The 18436-nt window shown below is 61.0% G+C and carries 16 protein-coding genes and 1 pseudogene; 11 read left to right on the top strand and 6 right to left on the bottom strand.

What is annotated here, in order from left to right:
• The first annotated feature begins 21 nt into the window (after positions 1-21).
• Positions 22-663, top strand: a complete 642-nt coding sequence (locus BUA36_RS26045; protein ID WP_072789059.1) for a hypothetical protein — start codon at positions 22-24, stop codon at positions 661-663.
• A gap of 9 nt (positions 664-672) precedes the next feature.
• Here BUA36_RS26045 and metH read toward each other — a convergent pair whose 3' ends face one another.
• Positions 673-4446: a methionine synthase gene (gene metH / locus BUA36_RS26040; RefSeq protein WP_072789057.1), complete on the bottom strand. Its 3774-nt coding sequence runs from the start codon at positions 4444-4446 to the stop codon at positions 673-675.
• A gap of 261 nt (positions 4447-4707) precedes the next feature.
• Here metH and BUA36_RS26035 point away from each other — a divergent pair, with 261 nt between their 5' ends.
• A complete protein-coding gene (locus BUA36_RS26035) occupies positions 4708-5571 on the top strand; it encodes a glycosyltransferase (protein ID WP_072789055.1) in 864 nt (287 codons plus the stop codon).
• On the opposite strand, the gene BUA36_RS26030 is transcribed toward BUA36_RS26035, so the two are convergent.
• Both BUA36_RS26030 and BUA36_RS26025 read right to left on the bottom strand, forming a co-directional pair.
• Positions 5572-6153 (bottom strand): 2-hydroxychromene-2-carboxylate isomerase, encoded by a 582-nt coding sequence (locus BUA36_RS26030; RefSeq protein WP_072789053.1) that lies wholly within the window; start codon positions 6151-6153, stop codon positions 5572-5574.
• Between the two features lie 10 nt (positions 6154-6163).
• Complete coding sequence (locus BUA36_RS26025; RefSeq protein ID WP_072789051.1) at positions 6164-6970, bottom strand: CmcJ/NvfI family oxidoreductase; 807 nt, start codon at positions 6968-6970, stop codon at positions 6164-6166.
• Between the two features lie 107 nt (positions 6971-7077).
• Here BUA36_RS26025 and BUA36_RS26020 point away from each other — a divergent pair, with 107 nt between their 5' ends.
• Genes BUA36_RS26020 through BUA36_RS26010 form a run of 3 tightly spaced genes read left to right on the top strand, consistent with a single transcriptional unit; the run spans position 7078 to position 9365 of the window.
• Positions 7078-7971 (top strand): LysR substrate-binding domain-containing protein, encoded by an 894-nt coding sequence (locus BUA36_RS26020; RefSeq protein ID WP_072789049.1) that lies wholly within the window; start codon positions 7078-7080, stop codon positions 7969-7971.
• Between the two features lie 45 nt (positions 7972-8016).
• A complete protein-coding gene (locus tag BUA36_RS26015; RefSeq protein WP_072789048.1) occupies positions 8017-8472 on the top strand; it encodes a hypothetical protein in 456 nt (151 codons plus the stop codon).
• A complete protein-coding gene (locus BUA36_RS26010) occupies positions 8433-9365 on the top strand; it encodes a DUF2145 domain-containing protein (protein ID WP_072789047.1) in 933 nt (310 codons plus the stop codon). Before BUA36_RS26015 ends, BUA36_RS26010 begins: the two co-directional genes overlap by 40 nt.
• Here BUA36_RS26010 and BUA36_RS26005 read toward each other — a convergent pair.
• Positions 9362-10000: an NAD(P)H-dependent oxidoreductase gene (locus BUA36_RS26005; protein WP_072789046.1), complete on the bottom strand. Its 639-nt coding sequence runs from the start codon at positions 9998-10000 to the stop codon at positions 9362-9364. The two genes, BUA36_RS26010 and BUA36_RS26005, sit on opposite strands and share 4 nt — an antisense overlap.
• 98 nt (positions 10001-10098) lie before the next feature.
• Here BUA36_RS26005 and BUA36_RS26000 point away from each other — a divergent pair, with 98 nt between their 5' ends.
• A complete protein-coding gene (locus BUA36_RS26000; RefSeq protein ID WP_072789045.1) occupies positions 10099-10491 on the top strand; it encodes a MerR family transcriptional regulator in 393 nt (130 codons plus the stop codon).
• Here BUA36_RS26000 and fmt read toward each other — a convergent pair.
• Together fmt and def are read right to left on the bottom strand one after the other, a co-directional pair.
• A complete protein-coding gene (gene fmt / locus BUA36_RS25995) occupies positions 10488-11444 on the bottom strand; it encodes a methionyl-tRNA formyltransferase (protein ID WP_072789242.1) in 957 nt (318 codons plus the stop codon). The two genes, BUA36_RS26000 and fmt, sit on opposite strands and share 4 nt — an antisense overlap.
• 15 nt (positions 11445-11459) lie before the next feature.
• A complete protein-coding gene (gene def, locus BUA36_RS25990; RefSeq protein ID WP_072789044.1) occupies positions 11460-12002 on the bottom strand; it encodes a peptide deformylase in 543 nt (180 codons plus the stop codon).
• A 184-nt stretch (positions 12003-12186) separates the two neighbouring features.
• Between def and BUA36_RS25985 the strand changes: the two genes are divergently transcribed.
• The 5 genes and pseudogenes from BUA36_RS25985 to BUA36_RS25965 all read left to right on the top strand — a co-directional run bounded on the left by BUA36_RS25985 (position 12187) and on the right by BUA36_RS25965 (position 18427).
• Complete coding sequence (locus tag BUA36_RS25985) at positions 12187-13287, top strand: LysM peptidoglycan-binding domain-containing protein (protein WP_072789043.1); 1101 nt, start codon at positions 12187-12189, stop codon at positions 13285-13287.
• A gap of 8 nt (positions 13288-13295) precedes the next feature.
• Positions 13296-14413, top strand: a pseudogene (gene dprA, locus BUA36_RS25980) (DNA-processing protein DprA).
• 43 nt (positions 14414-14456) lie between these two features.
• Positions 14457-14921: a Smg family protein gene (locus tag BUA36_RS25975; RefSeq protein ID WP_072789042.1), complete on the top strand. Its 465-nt coding sequence runs from the start codon at positions 14457-14459 to the stop codon at positions 14919-14921.
• Between the two features lie 196 nt (positions 14922-15117).
• On the top strand, positions 15118-17763 hold the full coding sequence (locus tag BUA36_RS25970) for a DNA topoisomerase III (protein ID WP_072789041.1): 2646 nt from the start codon (positions 15118-15120) through the stop codon (positions 17761-17763).
• 157 nt (positions 17764-17920) lie between these two features.
• Positions 17921-18427, top strand: a complete 507-nt coding sequence (locus tag BUA36_RS25965; RefSeq protein ID WP_167544335.1) for a hypothetical protein — start codon at positions 17921-17923, stop codon at positions 18425-18427.
• Positions 18428-18436: the final 9 nt, after the last annotated feature.

The following is an 18436-nucleotide window of genomic DNA, read 5'->3' as shown; positions in this document are numbered from 1 at the left end:
ACAGTTTCGTGAGCTTTTTACATGCCGTTATCCGTCCGGTCCCTGATTGCCGACTGCGTCAATCAGGTGATCCGCCAGCATTACCCGGAGCAGTATCAATCCTTGTGCCATGTGTACGCGATTGTCGGTTCCAACCTGATCAGCATTGTGCTGGACCGGGTCTACCGGCCGGTGGCGGGCCTTGCCGCGGTCGACTGCGGCAAGGGCCGGCTGATGTGCATGATGGACAACGCCGCTTTCACCAACCCGGCCGGCGGCGCGTATCACTGCTGGATCGAGTCCGCTGACGATCTGATCGCCGAGCGTGAGGTGGTGGATCTGACATTCCGCCACAATCACGAATACGCTGAAAAAAACGGCTTCGGCTGGCACCGCGAGCTGCCGCCCGATTACCTGTGGGGACCGCAAAGCAGCATCGTGGTGAAGGCGCCGCCCCAGGCCATCCCCAAGAGTTTCCCTGACGGCATGGTGTGGCTGTGCGAAACCGATGAAGGCTGGGCATGGATGATGCGCCAGCTGGCAATGCACCAGAATGCATTTGTCGCACTCACCGCGGAAGCCTATAAATTGTTCCAGCAAAGCCTGGCGCCAACATCCACGCTGCTGGCGCCAGCGGCACCCCATATCGCAACGCCAGCCACCGTGGTGATGGCGGCGCTCTGACTTGTTGAGTTACGACAGGTTAGGCGCCAGCCAGCGTTCCAGTTCGATCTTGTCGACGTTGCGGCGCTGGACCATATCGTTGACCTGATCGTCGCCGATCTTGCCGACCACGAAGTACTTCGACTCCGGGTGCGCAAAGTAGAAACCTGATACCGCCGCACCCGGATACATGGCGTAGGAATCGGTCAGTTCCATGCCGATGTCCTCGGCCTGCATGGTGTTGAACATCTCGCGCTTGACGGTGTGCTCGGGGCAGGCCGGGTAGCCTGGCGCCGGGCGGATGCCGATGTACTTCTCGGCGATCAGGTCTTCATTGCTCAGCGATTCGTTCGGCTGATAGCCCCACAGGTCGGTACGCACGCGCTCGTGCAGGTATTCGGCAAACGCTTCGGCCAGACGGTCGGCCAATGACTTGAGCATGATGGACGAGTAGTCGTCATGCGCGTCTTCAAAGCGCTTCTCGTGCTTCTCGATACCCAGGCCCGATGTCACGGCAAACATGCCGATATAGTCCTTGATGCCCGATGCCTTCGGCGCGATGAAGTCGGCCAGGCACTGGTTAGGGCGCTGCACGCCATCGACTACCGGCTTCACGCCTTGCTGGCGCAGGCCGTAGTAGGTGAAGTCCACGGTGCTGCGGTTGTCGTCGGTGTAGATCTCGATGTCGTCATCGTTGACCGTGTTGGCCGGCAGCAGCGAGATCACGCCGTTGGCGGTCAGCCAGCGGCCGTCGATGAGTTTCTTCAGCATGGCCTGGCCTTCTTCAAACACCTTGGTGGCCGCTTCGCCCACCACTTCATCGGTCAGGATGGCAGGGAAGGGGCCAGCCAGGTCCCAGGTCTGGAAGAACGGACCCCAGTCGATGTATTTGGCGATGGTGGCCAGATCGACGTTCTTGAATTCGCGGCGACCGATGAACTTCGGCTTCACCGGTGCGCTTGTGCCGTCAAACGCCAGCTTCATCTTGTTGGCGCGCGCGTCGGCCAGCGACAGCATCGGCAGCGCTTTCTTGTTGGCGTGCTGTTCGCGGATACGTTCGTAATCCTGCTCGATCTCGGCGATGTACTGCTCGCGCGATTCCGGCGTCAGCAGCGACTGCGCCACCGAGACGGAACGCGACGCATCCGGCACATACACCACCGGGCCTTCGTAGTTGTGGGCGATCTTGACGGCGGTGTGGGCGCGGCTGGTGGTGGCGCCGCCGATCAGCAGCGGAATCTTCAGCATGCGGAAGTGTTCATCGCGCTGCATTTCCTTGGCCACGTGGGCCATTTCTTCCAGCGACGGCGTAATCAGGCCGGACAGGCCGATGATGTCTGCGTTCTCCACCTTGGCGCGCGCCAGGATCTCGGAAGCCGGCACCATCACGCCCATGTTCACCACTTCAAAGTTATTACATTGCAGGACCACCGAAACGATGTTCTTGCCGATGTCGTGCACGTCGCCCTTGACCGTGGCGATCACGATTTTGCCTTTGGGCTTGGCGACGATGCCGGTGCGTTTTTCTTCCGCCAGCTTTTCTTCTTCGATGTACGGAATAAGGTGGGCCACGGCCTGCTTCATCACGCGCGCCGATTTCACCACCTGCGGCAGGAACATCTTGCCCTGGCCGAACAGGTCGCCGACGATGTTCATGCCATCCATAAGCGGGCCTTCGATCACGTGGATCGGACGGCCGTTGCTGGCGGCGACCTGCGCGCGCATTTCTTCGGTGTCTTCCGTGATCCACTGGGTGATGCCGTGCACCAGCGCGTGCGCCAGGCGCTTTTCCACCGGCGCGTTACGCCATTCCAGATTGGCGGCATCCTGCTTGCCGGCGCCGGCTTTCAAGGTACCGGCGAATTCGATCATGCGTTCGGTGGCGTCTTCGCGGCGGTTCAGCACCACGTCTTCCACGCGCTCGCGCAAGTCCGCTGGCAGGTCGTCGTAGACGCCCACCATGCCGGCGTTGACGATGCCCATGGTCATGCCGGCCTTGATGGCGTGGTACAGGAATACGGTGTGGATCGCTTCACGTGCCGGATCATTGCCGCGGAACGAGAACGAGACGTTGGAGACGCCGCCCGAAATTTTCGCGTGCGGCAGGTTCTCTTTGATCCAGCGCGTGGCGTTGATGAAGTCCACCGCGTAGTTGTTGTGTTCTTCGATACCGGTGGCGACGGCAAAGATGTTCGGGTCGAAGATGATGTCTTCCGGCGGGAAGCCGACCTTTTCGGTCAGCACCTTGTAGGCGCGGCCGCAGATTTCGACCTTGCGTTCGTAGGTATCGGCCTGGCCGGTTTCGTCGAAGGCCATGACGATGACGGCAGCGCCGTAGCTCAGGCACAGCTTGGCCTGGCGGATGAATTCTTCTTCGCCTTCCTTCATCGAGATGGAGTTGACGATGGACTTACCCTGCACGCATTTGAGGCCTGCTTCGATCACCGACCATTTGGACGAGTCGATCATGATGGGCACGCGCGAGATGTCCGGTTCGGAAGCGATCAGGTTCAGGAAGCGCGTCATGGCCGCCTGCGAGTCCAGCATCGCTTCGTCCATATTGATGTCGATGACCTGCGCACCGTTCTCCACCTGCTGGCGGGCGACGCTGAGCGCCTCGTCATACTGCTCGTTGAGGATCATGCGCGCAAAGGCTTTGGAACCCGTGACGTTGGTCCGTTCGCCGACGTTGACGAACAGCGAGCTGTCGTCGATGGTGAATGGCTCCAGACCGGACAGGCGCTGCGCCACCGGGACTTCCGGCACGGTGCGCGGCTGCACGGTCGACAGGATTTCGCCGATCGCCTGGATGTGGTCCGGCGTGGTGCCGCAGCAGCCACCGGCGACGTTGATGAAGCCCGCTTCGGCAAATTCCTTGAGCAGCGCCGAGGTGTCGGCTGGGAGTTCGTCAAAGCCGGTGTCGCTCATCGGGTTGGGCAGGCCGGCGTTCGGGTAGATACACACAAAGGTATCGGCGATCTGCGACAGCTCTTCAGCGTAAGGGCGCATCAGCGCCGCGCCCAGTGCGCAGTTCAGGCCAATCGTCAGCGGCTTGGCGTGGCGTACCGAGTTCCAGAACGCGGGCACGGTCTGGCCGGACAGGATACGGCCCGAGGCATCGGTCACGGTGCCCGAGATCATCAGCGGCAGGCGTGGCTGCGCTGGATGCTCTTCGTAGTATTTGTCGATGGCGAACAGCGCGGCCTTGCAGTTCAGCGTATCGAAGATGGTTTCCACCAGCAGCAGATCGACGCCACCTTCAATCAGGCCCTTGGTCTGCTGATAGTAGGCGTCGACCAGCTGGTCGAAGGTGATGTTACGCGCGGCCGGGTCGTTCACGTCCGGCGAGATCGAGGCCGTCTTTGGCGTCGGTCCCAGTGCGCCGGCGACGAAGCGCGGCTTGTCCGGCGTGCTGTACTTGGCGGTGGCGGCGCGCGCCAGCCTGGCCGCTTCCACGTTCATCTCATAGGCCAGCTCGCCCATGTAGTAATCGTCCTGCGCGATCCAGGTGGCGCCGAAGGTGTTGGTTTCGATGATGTCGGCGCCGCCGGCCAGATAGCGCTCATGGATTTCCTGGATCACGTGCGGCTGCGTCAGCGTCAGCAGCTCGTTATTCCCTTTGACGAACAGTTCGCGCGCGCCGGAACCGGCGGGCGCAGCGAAGTCGATGAACCTGCCGTTTGGGCCGCCGCGATAGGCGATTTCATCCAGTTTGTATTGCTGGATGATGGTGCCCATCGCGCCGTCAAGGATCATGATGCGGCGCGCGAGAATCTCGCGCAGCTGGGCATCGGTCGTGGACATGACGGGGCGGGATACGGAGTTGTTCATTTGCTATCTCTAAGGTCGTGGAAGGCGCGCCAACAGCAGAGGGCGGTCTGAGATTATACGGCATAGCTGAATAAGCTTCAGCCAGGCGCGGCATTGCAGCAACAATCTGCTTCTTTGCCAGGATTTACACGACGCAGCATGGGAAACAAAGCCGATACGCACCGCAACACGCCGCAATGTCGCAGCAATGTTCGGCTTTGACAATGTGTTCACTGCCACTCATTGCGCGCCACCATGAAAATAACTGTCATTATCTCGGCGCATCGGAAGGGACGCGAACTGGAATGCGTGCTGACCGGGTACGCACAGCAAACCCGCCGGCCGGACCAGATCATCATTGCACAGGACGGCGTTGATCCATCGATCGGCGCCGCAATTAATGCGCTGCGCTTGCGCGGCGTGCCGCTGCCGCCGCTGCTGCACCAGATGCAGGAGCAGCATGGCTTTGGCAAATTCCGCGCGCTGAACCGGGCGATCCTGGCGGCAAGTGGCGAACTGCTGCTGTTCACCGATGGCGACTGCATTCCGCGCGATGATTTTGTCGAACGCTATGTGCGGCTCATGCAGCCGGGGATGTTCCTGGCGGGCGGCAGTCATGTCAGCATTCCGGAGGCTTATCACGAGCGCCACGATCTGCTGGCGGCGATCGGCGACCAGCGCGTGTTCGACTATGCGTTTCTGAGCGCGATACCGGGCTTTCGCAAGAACGCCAACCGTCTCACGCGCAATCGCCGCCTGGCACGGCTGATGGACTGGCTGACGCCGCGTAACGCCTTCAGTGGTTCCAACAGCTGCGCGTGGCGTGAGGATGTGCTGGCGGTTGGGGGCTTTGATGAGGCGATGGCGTATGGCGGCGGCGATCTGAATATCGGTCTGCGGCTGAATCACATCGGCATTCGCGGCGTGCGCGCGCGCCACACGCTGGTCAGCCTGCACCTCGACCATGAGCGCAGCTACTACTGCGCTGAAAAAGAAAAAGCCAACCATGACTGGAACCGCCACGTGCGCCGCCACCGGCTGGTGCTGCCGCGCGTCTCGCAAATCCGCCAGATGGAAACCCCGCGCCTGTCCCTCGCGCAGCTGGTGCAGGTGCTGTAACTAGCGCGTCGCTTGAGCCAGAGCATCATCCAGGCGGTCGTTGCCCCAGTACATATCGGCGCCGGCGAAGAAGGTGGGGGCGCCGAAGATGTGGAGGGCGCGGGCTTCTTCGGTGCGGGCGCGAAGGCGGGCCTTGTTGTCGTCGGACTGGGCGGCAGTCAGTAGCGTGTCAGCATCCAGCCCGATGCTGGTGAGGATGCCGGCGATGACAGTCTCATTGCCAATGTCCTCATCGTGTTCAAAATTGGCCAGCATGGTGCGTGCGCAGAATTCGGCGATCCACGGTTGATGGTCACCGAGTAGCGCGACACGCGCCGCCAATATCGAGCGGCGCGGGAATTCGGATGGCTGGCGCCACGGCAGATCATACTTTGCACACTGGCGCGGCATGTCCATCCAGACGTAATCGCCTTTGTCCTTCTGGAGCACGAACGGCGAGTTGTTCCAGCCCAGTTCCTTGAAAATCGGCCCGAGTAAAAATGGCTTCCAGTGCACGATGACTTCTTTTTGCCGCGCCAACCGCAACACGCTCAGATAGCTGTAGTTGCTTGCAAAGTCGAACCAGCAGGTGATTTCGTTCATGGTCTACTCCTTACGCATAAACCAGCAGACAGCGGATCTCGATGCTAACACGCGGCGGCGCATCGGGCGGCGCCAGCGGATGTTCAAACGCTGCGTGTGGCGTGTAGCAGGCCGCTGCGGCGGAATCGAACTGCTTGAAGATCAGTACCTCGTCACGCGTCATGGCCGGGAAGTAGGACCATGCATGAGCGGGATTGTGGAGTAGCTGATAAATTTCCCCGGTACGCTCGGGGTAGATGATGTCGCTGGCGACCAGGTCCTCGGGTGCGACGCTGCGGGCGTCGCACATCGCCAGCGGCGCATCCAGTACCGGGTGCAGAACAGAACGCCATAGGTTGAAGATGGCGTAGCGCTGCACGTCCGCTGTGCGTGGGCCGAGTTCGAGCATCAGGCGGCGCTGTGCCGAGGCAGCGGTGAAGTCGCAATGCACGCGTCCCGCCGCACCGGGGCGCTGGCCCTGGACGCGGCCGAACGCTTGTGGCGTGCCGGGCTGGCGCTGGCGGACCAGGTGGTCAAATACAAACGCCTCGCTGGCGCCTGTGACGGAGAGAGCGAGTTCCGCCACCTCCGGGTAGTAGCGGCGCGCGACTTCTTCCTTGTCAAAGAAATCGGCCACCGCGCTTGGCGCATGGCGCAGCGTGTAGCCTTCCTGGTCCAGCAGCGTGGCGGCACTGCGCGCGTTGTGGATGGTGACGGGCTTGCGTGCGTAGTCAGCGTTGTCCGCAGGCTGGCCATCTGGGGCCGGATACATCCAGGTGTGCGGACGATGTGGCGTCGGGCAGAGGTATTCCAGCGAAGTGGCGAGGGCAGGTGTCATGGCGGGCTCCTTGGTTGATGTGCTTCATTGAACCGCATCGCCGCAGGCTGCTCAAACGGTATTCTGGATGCTTTCGCATTCGCTCCAGGCATGTGATACATTGGACCATGACCAAACGACTCCTTGATCTGCCGCCGCTGGATTTGCTGCGTAGCTTTGTCGCAGTCGGCCGCCGCATGAGTATCACGCTGGCGGCGCAGGACTTGTGCCTGACGCAATCTGCGCTGAGCCGTCAGGTGCAGGCGCTCGAGGCGACGCTTGGCTATCCGCTGCTGCTGCGCGGCTACCGTTCGATCGAGTTCACGGCGGAAGGCCGGCGCCTGTTCCGCAGTGCGGATTCCATGCTGGAGCAGATTGGTGAAGTGCTGGATACACTGCGGCCCGGCGAGACGCGCCAGCCAGTCACCATCAGCGCCAGTATCGGTGTGACCGCCTTATGGCTGCTGCCTCGCCTGAACGCGTTCCAGCACGCCGCGCCGGATGTCGATGTGCGTGTGGCGGCCAGCAACCGCTTTGCCGATCTTGAGCGCGAGCAGATCGACCTGGCCATCCGTTACTGCCGCGCGGAAGATGCGCCGGCAGGCGCGCTGCATTTGTTTGATGAAGCGCTGGTCGCCGTGGCGCATCCATCCCTGCAGGTCAGCGCAATCGAGGCGCAGCTGCGCCAGCACACGCTGCTGGAATTTGATGATGTTTCGCGTCCCTGGCTGCAATGGCCAGCGTGGCTGCAGGCCGCTGGCGCCGCGCGTGCCAAGCCGCGCAGCGTGCTGCGGTTTAATCAGTATGACCAGGTAGTGCAGGCGGCACTGGCGGGGCAGGGCGTGGCGCTTGGCCGCGTGCCGCTGGTGCGGGATCTGCTGGCGCAACGCAGGCTGGTGCTGGCGAGCGCACAGCCGCCGTCTGAATGTGGCTATGCCTATTGGCTGCATGTGAATGCCGGCGCCAGTGCGGATGCCGTTGTTGTCCGCGATTGGATCATCGAACAAGCTGCCGCAATTTAAGGTTGAAGCGATATACTGCCCTCTTTAGACAGGAAGGACGTGCAGATGAATGTCACTTTAACCATGCGCCTGATCTGCGCCGCCGGCGCGCTGGCCGTTTCCATGAACAGCTATGCGGAGAGCGTTGCCTCCTCGGCATCCAGCGCTGGCTCCGCGTCCAGCGGCAGCGTGTCCGACTCGTTCGCCGGCTCCAGCAATAGCTCGAACAATCACAAGCGCGTGGCAGATGCGGACTATCGCATCATCCAGATCGCGGCAACCCCGGGCCGCGCTGACCGCACGCGCGTGACCATGCAGGCGGACGATCCCGAACAGCGCATCGTGCTCGATCTGCCGCAAGTCACGTTCGACAAGCAGCAGCTGGCGGTTGGCGATGCGATGTATGCACATAACCGCGTCTACGGCATCGAGTTTGGCCGCACGGATAACCGTCAGCCGTTCTACCTGGTGCTGGCGGATGAATGGTATGGCGAACTCGCTTCGCGTCCGCTGAGCCTTTGAAACTGTTACGGTCACTGGCGCTGGGCTTGTGCATGGCCGCTGGCGCCGCCCATGCTTCGTCCGCGCGTTTCTGCGACCGTACGCATGAACTGACCGCTGCCGAACAGGATCGCCTGCTGCGCTTTGCCGCCGTGCTGCGCGAGGAACTGGCGGGCAGCGAGGAAAGCGTGGCGCTGGTCAGCCGCTCCGGCCTTGATCTGTCGCGCTTCAACATCCGCTATTCACATGCCGCGCTGGCTTGGCGTTCGGAAGAGGGTATCTGGTCTGCGCGCCAGCTGTACTACGCTTGCGACGAGGGCCGGCCACGCATTTACGATCAGGGCCTGGCCGGCTTTGCGATGGGGACGGACGATCCCGCACTGGGCTACCTGAGCATCGTACGCCTGCCGCCACAAGCCGTGCTGGCGCTCAAGCCCGCGCTGCTGGATACGCCGCGCGCCTTGCATCTGCTGGCCGCGCAGTACAGCGCGAATGCCTACGCCTACGGCCTGCGCTACCAGAACTGCAATCAATGGCTGATCGAAATGATGGCTGCCGGTTGGGGCGATCTGCAAGATGGTGAGGATGTGCGCGAACGCGCGCAGCGCTGGCTGCGCAATGAACACTACACGCCGGCGCCGGTGGAGGTGGGTTCGCGCTGGTGGATGCTGGCCTCGTACTTTGTGCCGCTGGTGCATCTGGACGATCATCCGGACGAGGACCGTGAAGCGCTACGGCTGCATATCAGCCTGCCCACCACGATTGAACACTTCGTGCGCGTCCGCTTTCCGCAAAGCGAACGCGTAGAGCTATGCCACGATGACAAACAGGTCGTCGTTCATCGAGGCTGGACGCCGGTCGCCGAAGGCTGCAAGCCTGCGGACGGCGACCGTGTCTTCTCGCTGACCGATTAAACCAGTTCGGTCACAAACTTGTCGCGTGGACGGCGTACCTTTTTCAGGTTCACCAGCCAGTCGCCATCTGCCTGGCGATGGCCCAGTGGCAGGATCACCACGCTGCGCAGATTGCGTTCCTTGAGCGACAGGATCTGATCCACAGCGGCTGGATCGAAGCCTTCCATCGGCGTTGCATCCACGCCTTCAAAGGCGGCGGCCACCAGTGCCGTGCCCAGTGCGATGTAAGCCTGGCGTGCAGCGGCGTCGAAGTTGGCCTGGTCGCCGCGTGCAGCGACGATGCCCAGCAGCTGTTTGCGGTAAGCTTCCCAGCCTTCGTTGATGAACCCACGCACTTCATTGGTCAGGTCGAACATCATGTTCACGCGCTCCGGCGTGATGTTGTCCCAGGCCGCGAAGACCAGCAGGTGCGACGCTTCGGTGATCTGCGACTGGTTCCAGCCCACTTCACGGATCTTCGCACGCAGGTCCGGGTTCTTCACCACGAACACTTCAAACGGCTGCAGGCCACTGGAGGTAGGCGCCAGACGCGCCGCTTCGATGATGCGCTCGACCACCGCTTCATCCAGCTTCTTGGCCGGGTCGAATTTTTTGGTGGCATAGCGCCAGTTCAGTTTATCGATCACTTGAGTCATATGCTTACTCCATTTTGTAATAAGGCCCTGTGCCAGGCAGGCCAGGGAGGACGGACCTATAATAAAGTTTCAAGTCAACTTGAGAGTCAAGAGATTACATGAAAATAGGCGAACTTTCGCGGAAGGCTGGCATTGCCACCTCCGCTATCCGTTATTACGAGGAGCAGGGCCTGCTGGCGCCGACATCGCGCACACCATCCGGCTATCGCGAGTACGCCGACAATGCGCCGGAGCGCCTGCAGCTGATACAGACAGCCAAGAAGCTGGGCTTTTCGCTGGAGGTGATACGCGACCTGCTGGATTTGAACGGCAAGTGCTCGATCGAGAAGACCATGCGGCAGACCAGCATCTTGCTACAGGAGGTGGAGCAGCAGCAGGCCGCGCTGGCCAGGCAGCGTGCGTCGTTGCTGGCCTTGCGTACGGTGTTGATGAATCACGGCGCAGGCCACCCGGTGGAGGGTGTCTGCGCCGAACACTTCACGGTGAATTAAGCGAAGCTCAGGCCTTCCAGCGGGAAGCCTTTAATGAACTCGGCGGCAGGCAGACGCTTGCCACCTGGTTTTTGCAGTTCGGTCAGGCGCAGCGAACCGGTACCGCAGGCGACCACGATGCCATGCTGCGCATCGGCTGCAAGCACGGTGCCTGCTGGCGATTTGCTGCCGCCATCCAGGACCTCTGCACCCCACAGTTTGATGACGGTGCCATTCACCGAGCCATGCGCGCCAGGGAAGGGATTGAAGGCGCGGATCTTGCGGCTGATCTCCACGGCCGATTGCGTGAAGTCCAGCGTGGCTTCTTCCTTGCTGATCTTGGCGGCGTAGTTGACGCCTTCTTCGGGCTGCACCACGGCCTCCAGCTGCTGGTGCTGCATCTTGCCCAGTGCTTCGACGATCATCTTGCCGCCCAGTGCGGCCAGCTTGTCGTGCAGGCTGCCGGTGGTGTCGCTGTCGTCGATGGCGATGCGTTCGATGAGCAGCATCGGGCCGGTGTCCAGGCCTTCTTCCATTTCCATGATGGTGATGCCGGTCTCGCTGTCGCCCGCCTCGATCGCGCGATGAATCGGCGCGGCGCCGCGCCAGCGCGGCAGCAGCGAACCGTGGATGTTGATGCACGGTTTGATGTCCAGCGTGCTGCGCGGCAGGATCAGGCCATAGGCTGCCACCACCATCACATCGTAGGGCGTGGACAGCAGGCGCTGATGCGCGGCCTTGGCTTCTTCCGCGCGCTGCGGATCCTTGCTGTCGGTGCGCAGCGACAGCGGCTGCAGCACTTTAATACCATGCTTGACCGCGTACTGCTTGACGGCAGATGGCTGCAGCTGCATGCCACGGCCGGCCGGGCGGTCAGGCTGGGTCAGGACCAGCGGGATCTCAAAGCCTGCCTCGTGCAGCGACTGCAAGGCGACAGCGGCAAATTCGGGCGTACCGGCGAAGATGACTTTCATGGCCTGGGTCATCGATTAAAAGCGGCGGCCCTGGGCGCGCAACTGGGCTTCACGCTGCATGCCGCGTTCTTCCTTTTGCAGCTTGGCCTTGATGCGGTTGCGCTTGAGCGGCGACAGGTACTCGACAAAGACTTTGCCTAGCAGGTGATCCATCTCGTGCTGGATGCAGACCGCCAGCAGGCCGTCGGCGTCCACTTCAAACGGCTGGCCCTTGACGTCGTAGGCGCGCACCTTGACTTTGGATGGGCGCTCAACGCCATCGTAGATGCCAGGCACGGACAGGCAGCCTTCGTCGTAGACCTGCTTGTCGTCGCTGCTCCACAGGATTTCCGGATTGATGTAGGCGACCAGCGCGCTCTTGTCTTCGGTGGTGTCGATGACCACCACTTGCTCGTGTACGTCCACCTGGGAAGCGGCCAGGCCGATGCCAGGCGCGTCGTACATGGTTTCGGCCATGTCGGCGACCAGTTTTTCCAGACGCTCGTCAAAGACAGTGACCGGTACGGCCACTTTGTGCAGACGTGGATCGGGGTAACGCAGAATATTTAGAATAGCCATGATAACGAAGTGAAAACTATGTGAATGCCTTGCTAATGCCTGGGTTAATGCCGGATAACCACGCCGTTTTGTGGTGCGCGGTTTCGCTTGCTAGTTCAGGGTTTTATGGGCAGAATTTGATTCAAATTGGCAAGCTTTACTGCTCAGCTGCCGTGTGCTTGCGGCGCACTTACTGGACCTATTAATGAAAAATTTTAGCACAGTCGGTACCCGCTTAGCACTGGCCGCCCTTTTTACCGCCGCCTCGGCCGCCTCGGCGGCGCCCCTCAGCTGCGAGTTTCGTGCCGATGCGCCGGACAGCCACACGGTCGTCAAAGGCGATACCCTGTGGGATATTTCCGCGACTTTCCTGCAAAAACCATGGTGCTGGCCCACTGTGTGGGGCATGAACCGTGAAGAAATTGCCAATCCCCATTGGATCTATCCGGGCCAGATCATCTGGTTTGACCGTGCAGCGGGCCGCCTGCGGTTGGGCAATCGGCTCGATGCTGATGGCGGCGCCGGCTCACTCAGCAATGACCGCCTGCAGCCACGCACCCGTACTCAGGGCTTGGGCAAGGATGCCGTGCCCTCCATTCCCGCCGGTGTGATCGAACCGTTCCTGACCCAGCCGCTGATTATTGAAGATGACGAGTTGAAAGGAGCGCCGCGCATCGTGGCCACGCAGGAAGGGCGCGTCTTCCTCGGCAAGGGCGACAAGGCCTATGTGCGCGGCGAGCTCAAGGACAACAGTTCGTTCCAGGTGTTCCGGCCAGGTGCGCCGTTGAAAGATCCGGTTACCAAACAAATCATCGGCTACGAGGCGTTTTATCTGGGCACGCTGAAATTGCAGGCGGAAGCCAGGCCGGGCGCCAGCGATGTGCACACTTTTACGGTGGCGACTGCCAATCAGGAAATGGGCAAGGGTGACCAGTTGCGCGCCGTGCCGCCGACGCCGATGCAAAACTACGTGCCGCATCCGCCGGAGCAGCAGGTGGCGGCGCACGTGGTGGCGGTCTACGGCGGCGTGACCCACGCGGGCCAGAATCAGATTGTCAGTATTAATCGCGGAAAGCTTGATGGGCTCGATATTGGCGCGGTTTTGCAGCTGTACCATGCGGGAAGAACTGTAAGCGATTCCACGGCCAAGAAAGGCTGGTTCGGGCGTGAGCAGCAGGTCAGGCTGCCGGATGAAGAAGTGGGCAGCCTGTTTATCTTCCGCACGTTCAAGCATATTTCCTACGGCTTGATCATGCAGGTGACAGCGCCGGTGGAAGTGGGCGATGTTGCCAAGTCGCCGGAGTAAGCCCTACCGTGCAAGCCACGGACACCCCAAACGAAGTGAGCAGGCCGGTGCTGGCGGACTGGCTGCGTCTGCAACAGACCGGCAGCATCGGCCTGTTGACAGCGCATCGCTTGCTGGAACGCTTCAAGACGCCAAGCGCCATCTTTGCGGCCAGCCGCGCGCAGTTGCTGGCCCTCGTCAAACCAGGTCAGGCCGACGCCATCCTGGGGCCGCGCGCCGCCGTGCCCGAGGCATGGCTGGATACCATGCAGGCCTGGCAGCAGCAGCCCGGCAACCGCTTGCTGCTATGGGGTGACCTTGGCTACCCTGAATGCTTGAGCAACATCGTTGCCGCGCCGCTGCTACTGTACGTGAAGGCCGTGCAGAGTTGTTGCTGGCGCGCTCGGTGGCGGTGGTCGGTTCGCGCAACGCCAGCCGCCAGGGCGTGGCGAATGCCGAACAGCTGGCGCAAAGCCTGTCCGAGGCGGGGGTGACGGTGGTGTCCGGGCTGGCGCTGGGCATTGACGCGGCTGCCCACACGGGCGGCCTGAACGGCCCTGGCAGCACCATCGCTGTGCTGGGCACGGGCGCCGACCGTATCTATCCCGCGCGCAATAGCGGACTGGCGCGCCGGATCGCCGAAGAGGGCTGTTTAATTAGTGAGTGTCCTTTGGGCACCGCGCCCAGCAAGGATACTTTCCCGCGTCGCAACCGCATCATCAGCGGCCTGTCGCGCGGCGTGCTGGTGGTGGAAGCGGCGCAGAAGTCCGGCTCGCTCATCACCGCGCGGCTGGCCGCCGGGCAAGGCCGCGATGTGTACGCCGTGCCGGGATCAATTCATGCGACACTGTCCAAAGGCTGTCACCAGCTGATACGCGAGGGCGCCAAACTGGTGGAAACTGCTGCGGATGTATTGCAAGCTTTGCAAATGGAAACGGACGGCGTGGCGGGCGGCAGGGCGGGATTCGATGACAGTTTTGTCGACCGCGTACTGGAGGCTGTCGGCTCAGACCCGGTACAGGCCGAAGTGCTGGCGCTGCATCTGGGACAATCCGCTGCCGAGCTGCAAGGACAGTTGCTGGCGCTGGAGCTGGCAGGTCTGCTGGAACGCTTGCCAGGCGGCATGTTCCAGCGCCTGCGGACCTGAACAGCACTTGTATCCAATCTGTTTTAACTGATAGAGTAGAGCCATGTTCGACGTCCTTGTTTATCTCTACGAGACTTATTACCGTCCCGATGCCTGTCCGGAACCGGCTGCATTGGCCAAGAAGCTTTCGGCCGTCGGTTTTGACGACGTCGAGATCTCCGAGGCCCTGGTGTGGCTGACTGACCTGACGGCCATGGCCGGTGTGGAACATTCGCTCACGGCAACCTCGACCGGCACCCGCTTCTATGTGGAAGAGGAAGTGGATGCGCTGGGGCCGGCCGCCATTGGCTTCATCCAGTTCCTGGAATCTGCCAAGGTATTGTCTCCATTGCAACGCGAAATCGTGGTGGAGCGCGCGCTGGCGCTGGACGAAATGCCGGTATCGCTGGGCAAGCTCAAGGTCATCGTGCTGATGTTGCTCTGGAGCCAGGGCAAAGAGCCGGATGCCCTGATGTTTGACGATCTGTTTGGCTCGGACGAAGACCAGGCGCCGCGCCTGTTGCATTAAGTCCAAAAACTTCCCTGTGCGCAATAAAAGCACGCCATAATCGGCGTCGCGTCTCAGTGCGCTTGCAGTGCCGCCGGCAATCCGCTTATTATTGGCGCTTTGACAAGACTGTGACAGAAACGTGCAGATTGCTGCGCTATGCATGTATCATGCGCATGCTGTCCCTCCAAAGTGTTACAAACGAGATATTAAAAATATGAGCAAAACCCTCATCATCGCCGAGAAGCCTTCTGTCGCGAACGATATCGCGAAGACGCTTGGCGGCTTTACCAAGCACGATGAGTACTTCGAATCCGACGAGTACGTGTTGTCCTCCGCCGTCGGTCACCTGCTGGAAATCGCCGTCCCGGAAGAACATGACGTCAAGCGCGGCAAATGGAGCTTTGCGCACCTGCCGATGATTCCGCCGTACTTTGCGCTCAATCCGATCGCCAAGACCGAAGCCCGCCTCAAGGTGCTCAACAAGCTGATCAAGCGTAAAGACGTGACCACCCTGATTAACGCATGTGACGCGGGCCGCGAAGGAGAACTGATCTTCCGCCTGATCGCGCAGAACGCCAAGGCCAAGCAGCCGGTCAAGCGTCTGTGGCTGCAGTCGATGACGCCGACCGCGATCCGCGACGGCTTCTCGCATCTGCGCACCGACGACGAGATGATGCCGCTGGCCGACGCCGCGCGCTGCCGCTCGGAAGCGGACTGGCTGATCGGCATTAACGGTACCCGCGCCATGACCGCCTTCAACTCGAAAGAGGGCGGCTTCTACCTGACCACCGTGGGCCGCGTGCAGACGCCGACCCTGTCGATCGTGGTCGAGCGTGAAGAGAAAATCAAGAAATTCATCCCGCGCGACTACTGGGAAGTGCGCGCCGAATTCGTCTGCGCCGCCGGCGTGTACGAAGGCCGCTGGCTGGACACCAAGTTCAAGAAAGACGAAAACGATCCCGAGAAGCGCGCCGAACGCCTGTGGAGCAAGGCTGCGGCCGACTCCATCGCGGTGGCGGTGCGCGGCAAGCAGGGTAACGTTACCGAAGAATCCAAGCCGACCACCTCGATGGCGCCTGGCCTGTTCGACCTGACCAGCCTGCAGCGTGAGGCCAACTCGCGCTTCGGCTTCTCGGCAAAAAATACCCTGGGCCTGGCGCAGGCGCTGTACGAAAAGCACAAGGTGCTGACGTACCCGCGTACCGATTCGCGCCATCTGCCGGAAGACTATCTGGACACCGTCAAGCTGACGCTGGACTCGGTGAAAGAGAACAATAACTATCACCAGTTCGCCAAGCAGATCCTGGACAAGGGCTGGGTCAAGCCGAACAAGCGCATCTTCGACAACACCAAGATCTCGGATCACTTTGCGATCATCCCAACGCCGATCGCACCGAAGAATTTGTCCGAGCCTGAGCAAAAACTGTACGACCTGGTGACGCGCCGCTTCATGGCCGTGTTCTTCCCGGTGGCGGAATTCCAGGTCACCACGCGCTACACCGAAGTGTCGGGCCACACCTTCAAGACTGAAGGCAAGGTCATGACCAATCCGGGCTGGCTGGCGATCTACGGCAAGGAAGCGGACGGCGACGACAAAGAGAAAGAAGGCAGCAACAAGAGCCTGGTGCCGGTGGCCAAAGGCGAGAAAGTCCTGACCGACAAGGTCGACGCCAACGGTCTGGTCACCAAGCCGCCTGCACGCTACACCGAGGCGACGCTGCTGTCCGCCATGGAAGGCGCCGGCAAGCTGGTGGAAGACGACGAACTGCGCGACGCCATGGCCGGCAAGGGCCTGGGCACGCCAGCCACGCGCGCCGCCACGATTGAAGGTCTGATCTCCGAGAAGTATCTGCTGCGCGAAGGCCGCGAGCTGATGCCGACCGCCAAAGCATTCCAGCTCATGACGCTGCTGCGTGGCCTGGGCGTCAACGAACTGACCGCGCCAGAGCTGACCGGCGAGTGGGAATACAAGCTGTCGCAAATGGAGAAGGGCAAAATCTCGCGTGATGAATTCATGCGTGAGATTGCGCAGATGACCCAGGTGATCGTCAAGCGCGCCAAGGAATACGACAACGATACGATTCCAGGCGAGTACCACACGCTGGTGGCGCCATGCCCGAACTGCGGTAGCGTGGTGAAGGAAAACTATCGCCGCTTCGCCTGCACCAAGTGCGAATTCTCGATGAGCAAAACCCCAGGTGGCCGCCAGTTTGAAATCGATGAAGTGGAACAGCTGCTGCGCGACCGTACCATCGGCCCGCTGCAAGGCTTCCGCTCCAAGATGGGCCGTCCGTTCGCCGCCATCCTGCGCATCGTGAAAGATGAAGAGATCAAGAACTTCAAGCTGGAGTTCGACTTCGGCCAGAACGATGATTCGGAAGATTCGGAACCCGTGGACTTCACCGGCCAGACCCCGCTGGGTCCGTGCCCGAAGTGCAATGGTGGCGTCTACGAAATGGGCCTGGCCTATGTGTGCGAACATAGCGTCGCCAAACCGAAGACCTGCGACTTCCGCAGCGGCCGCATCATCCTGCAGCAGGAGATCCTGCCAGAGCAGATGGCCAAGCTGCTCAACGACGGCAAGACCGATCTGCTGCCAGGCTTTGTTTCGCAGCGCACGCGCCGTCCGTTTAAGGCCTTCCTGGTGAAGGGCAAGGACGGCAAGATCAGCTTCGAGTTCGAAGAGCGCAAAGCCAAGGCGCCAGCCAAAGGCAAAGCTGCCGCAGCGACCGAAGAGGGCGCAGCGGAAGAGAAAAAAGCTGTGGTGAAAAAAGCCCCGGTCAAAAAAGCTGCAGCCGTCAAAAAGCCGGCAGCGAAAAAACCGGCAGCCAAGAAGGCCGTTGCTAAAAAAGCGGCTTAAAGAAACGGGACACGCAAGTGTCCCGTTTTTCATTGTGCGAGCGGTTAAAAAGTTAGATGCCGTCTCCGAGTCGCCAATTGAACCCAATTGCTGTTTCCATACCTCAGTAAGAAAAACTCTACAGCCTATGCCTCCCATTAAACTGTGCGCATTAGTCGTGGCGATTGTCCTGCCCAGGATCGTAGCTGCCCAAGGCTCCGCTGCTGTCGATGAATCATTTGTGCGCGGACGTGCAGCCTACTCACCTGCCATGACCCAATCGCTATTGAAGAAGGTGGAAGCATATTGTGCAAGCGCGGATAAATCTGCGCGGCACAAGGTGACCGCTGCCGTTGCAGCCTGGCAGAAACGCCATGCCGACCTCCTTCTGGAGAACATGCGGGTGCGAAGCGAACTGCTGGACGAGGTCAATGCTCCGGCGGCTAAGGCTGAACTTGATAACATGCTCAACAAGCAGGTGCCGCACCAGGTTGAAACCGATTATAAGAAGCTGATCCCGCAGGACGCATCTAAAGGCTGGGCTAGCAAGGCATTCGTTTGCGGTGTTAACGCCGGAATGATCGAACAAGGTCAATTTGATCTGAGCCAACTTGATCCACAAGTGTCAGACTACCTGCGCAAACGCATCTCGCAGCCTGGGAGCAACGGCGTGGCAACACCGTAAGCAATGCTG

This window comes from Duganella sacchari (assembly GCF_900143065.1).
Taxonomy (GTDB): Bacteria; Pseudomonadota; Gammaproteobacteria; order Burkholderiales; family Burkholderiaceae_D; genus Rugamonas; species Rugamonas sacchari.
This window is presented reverse-complemented; position numbering and strand designations above follow the sequence as displayed.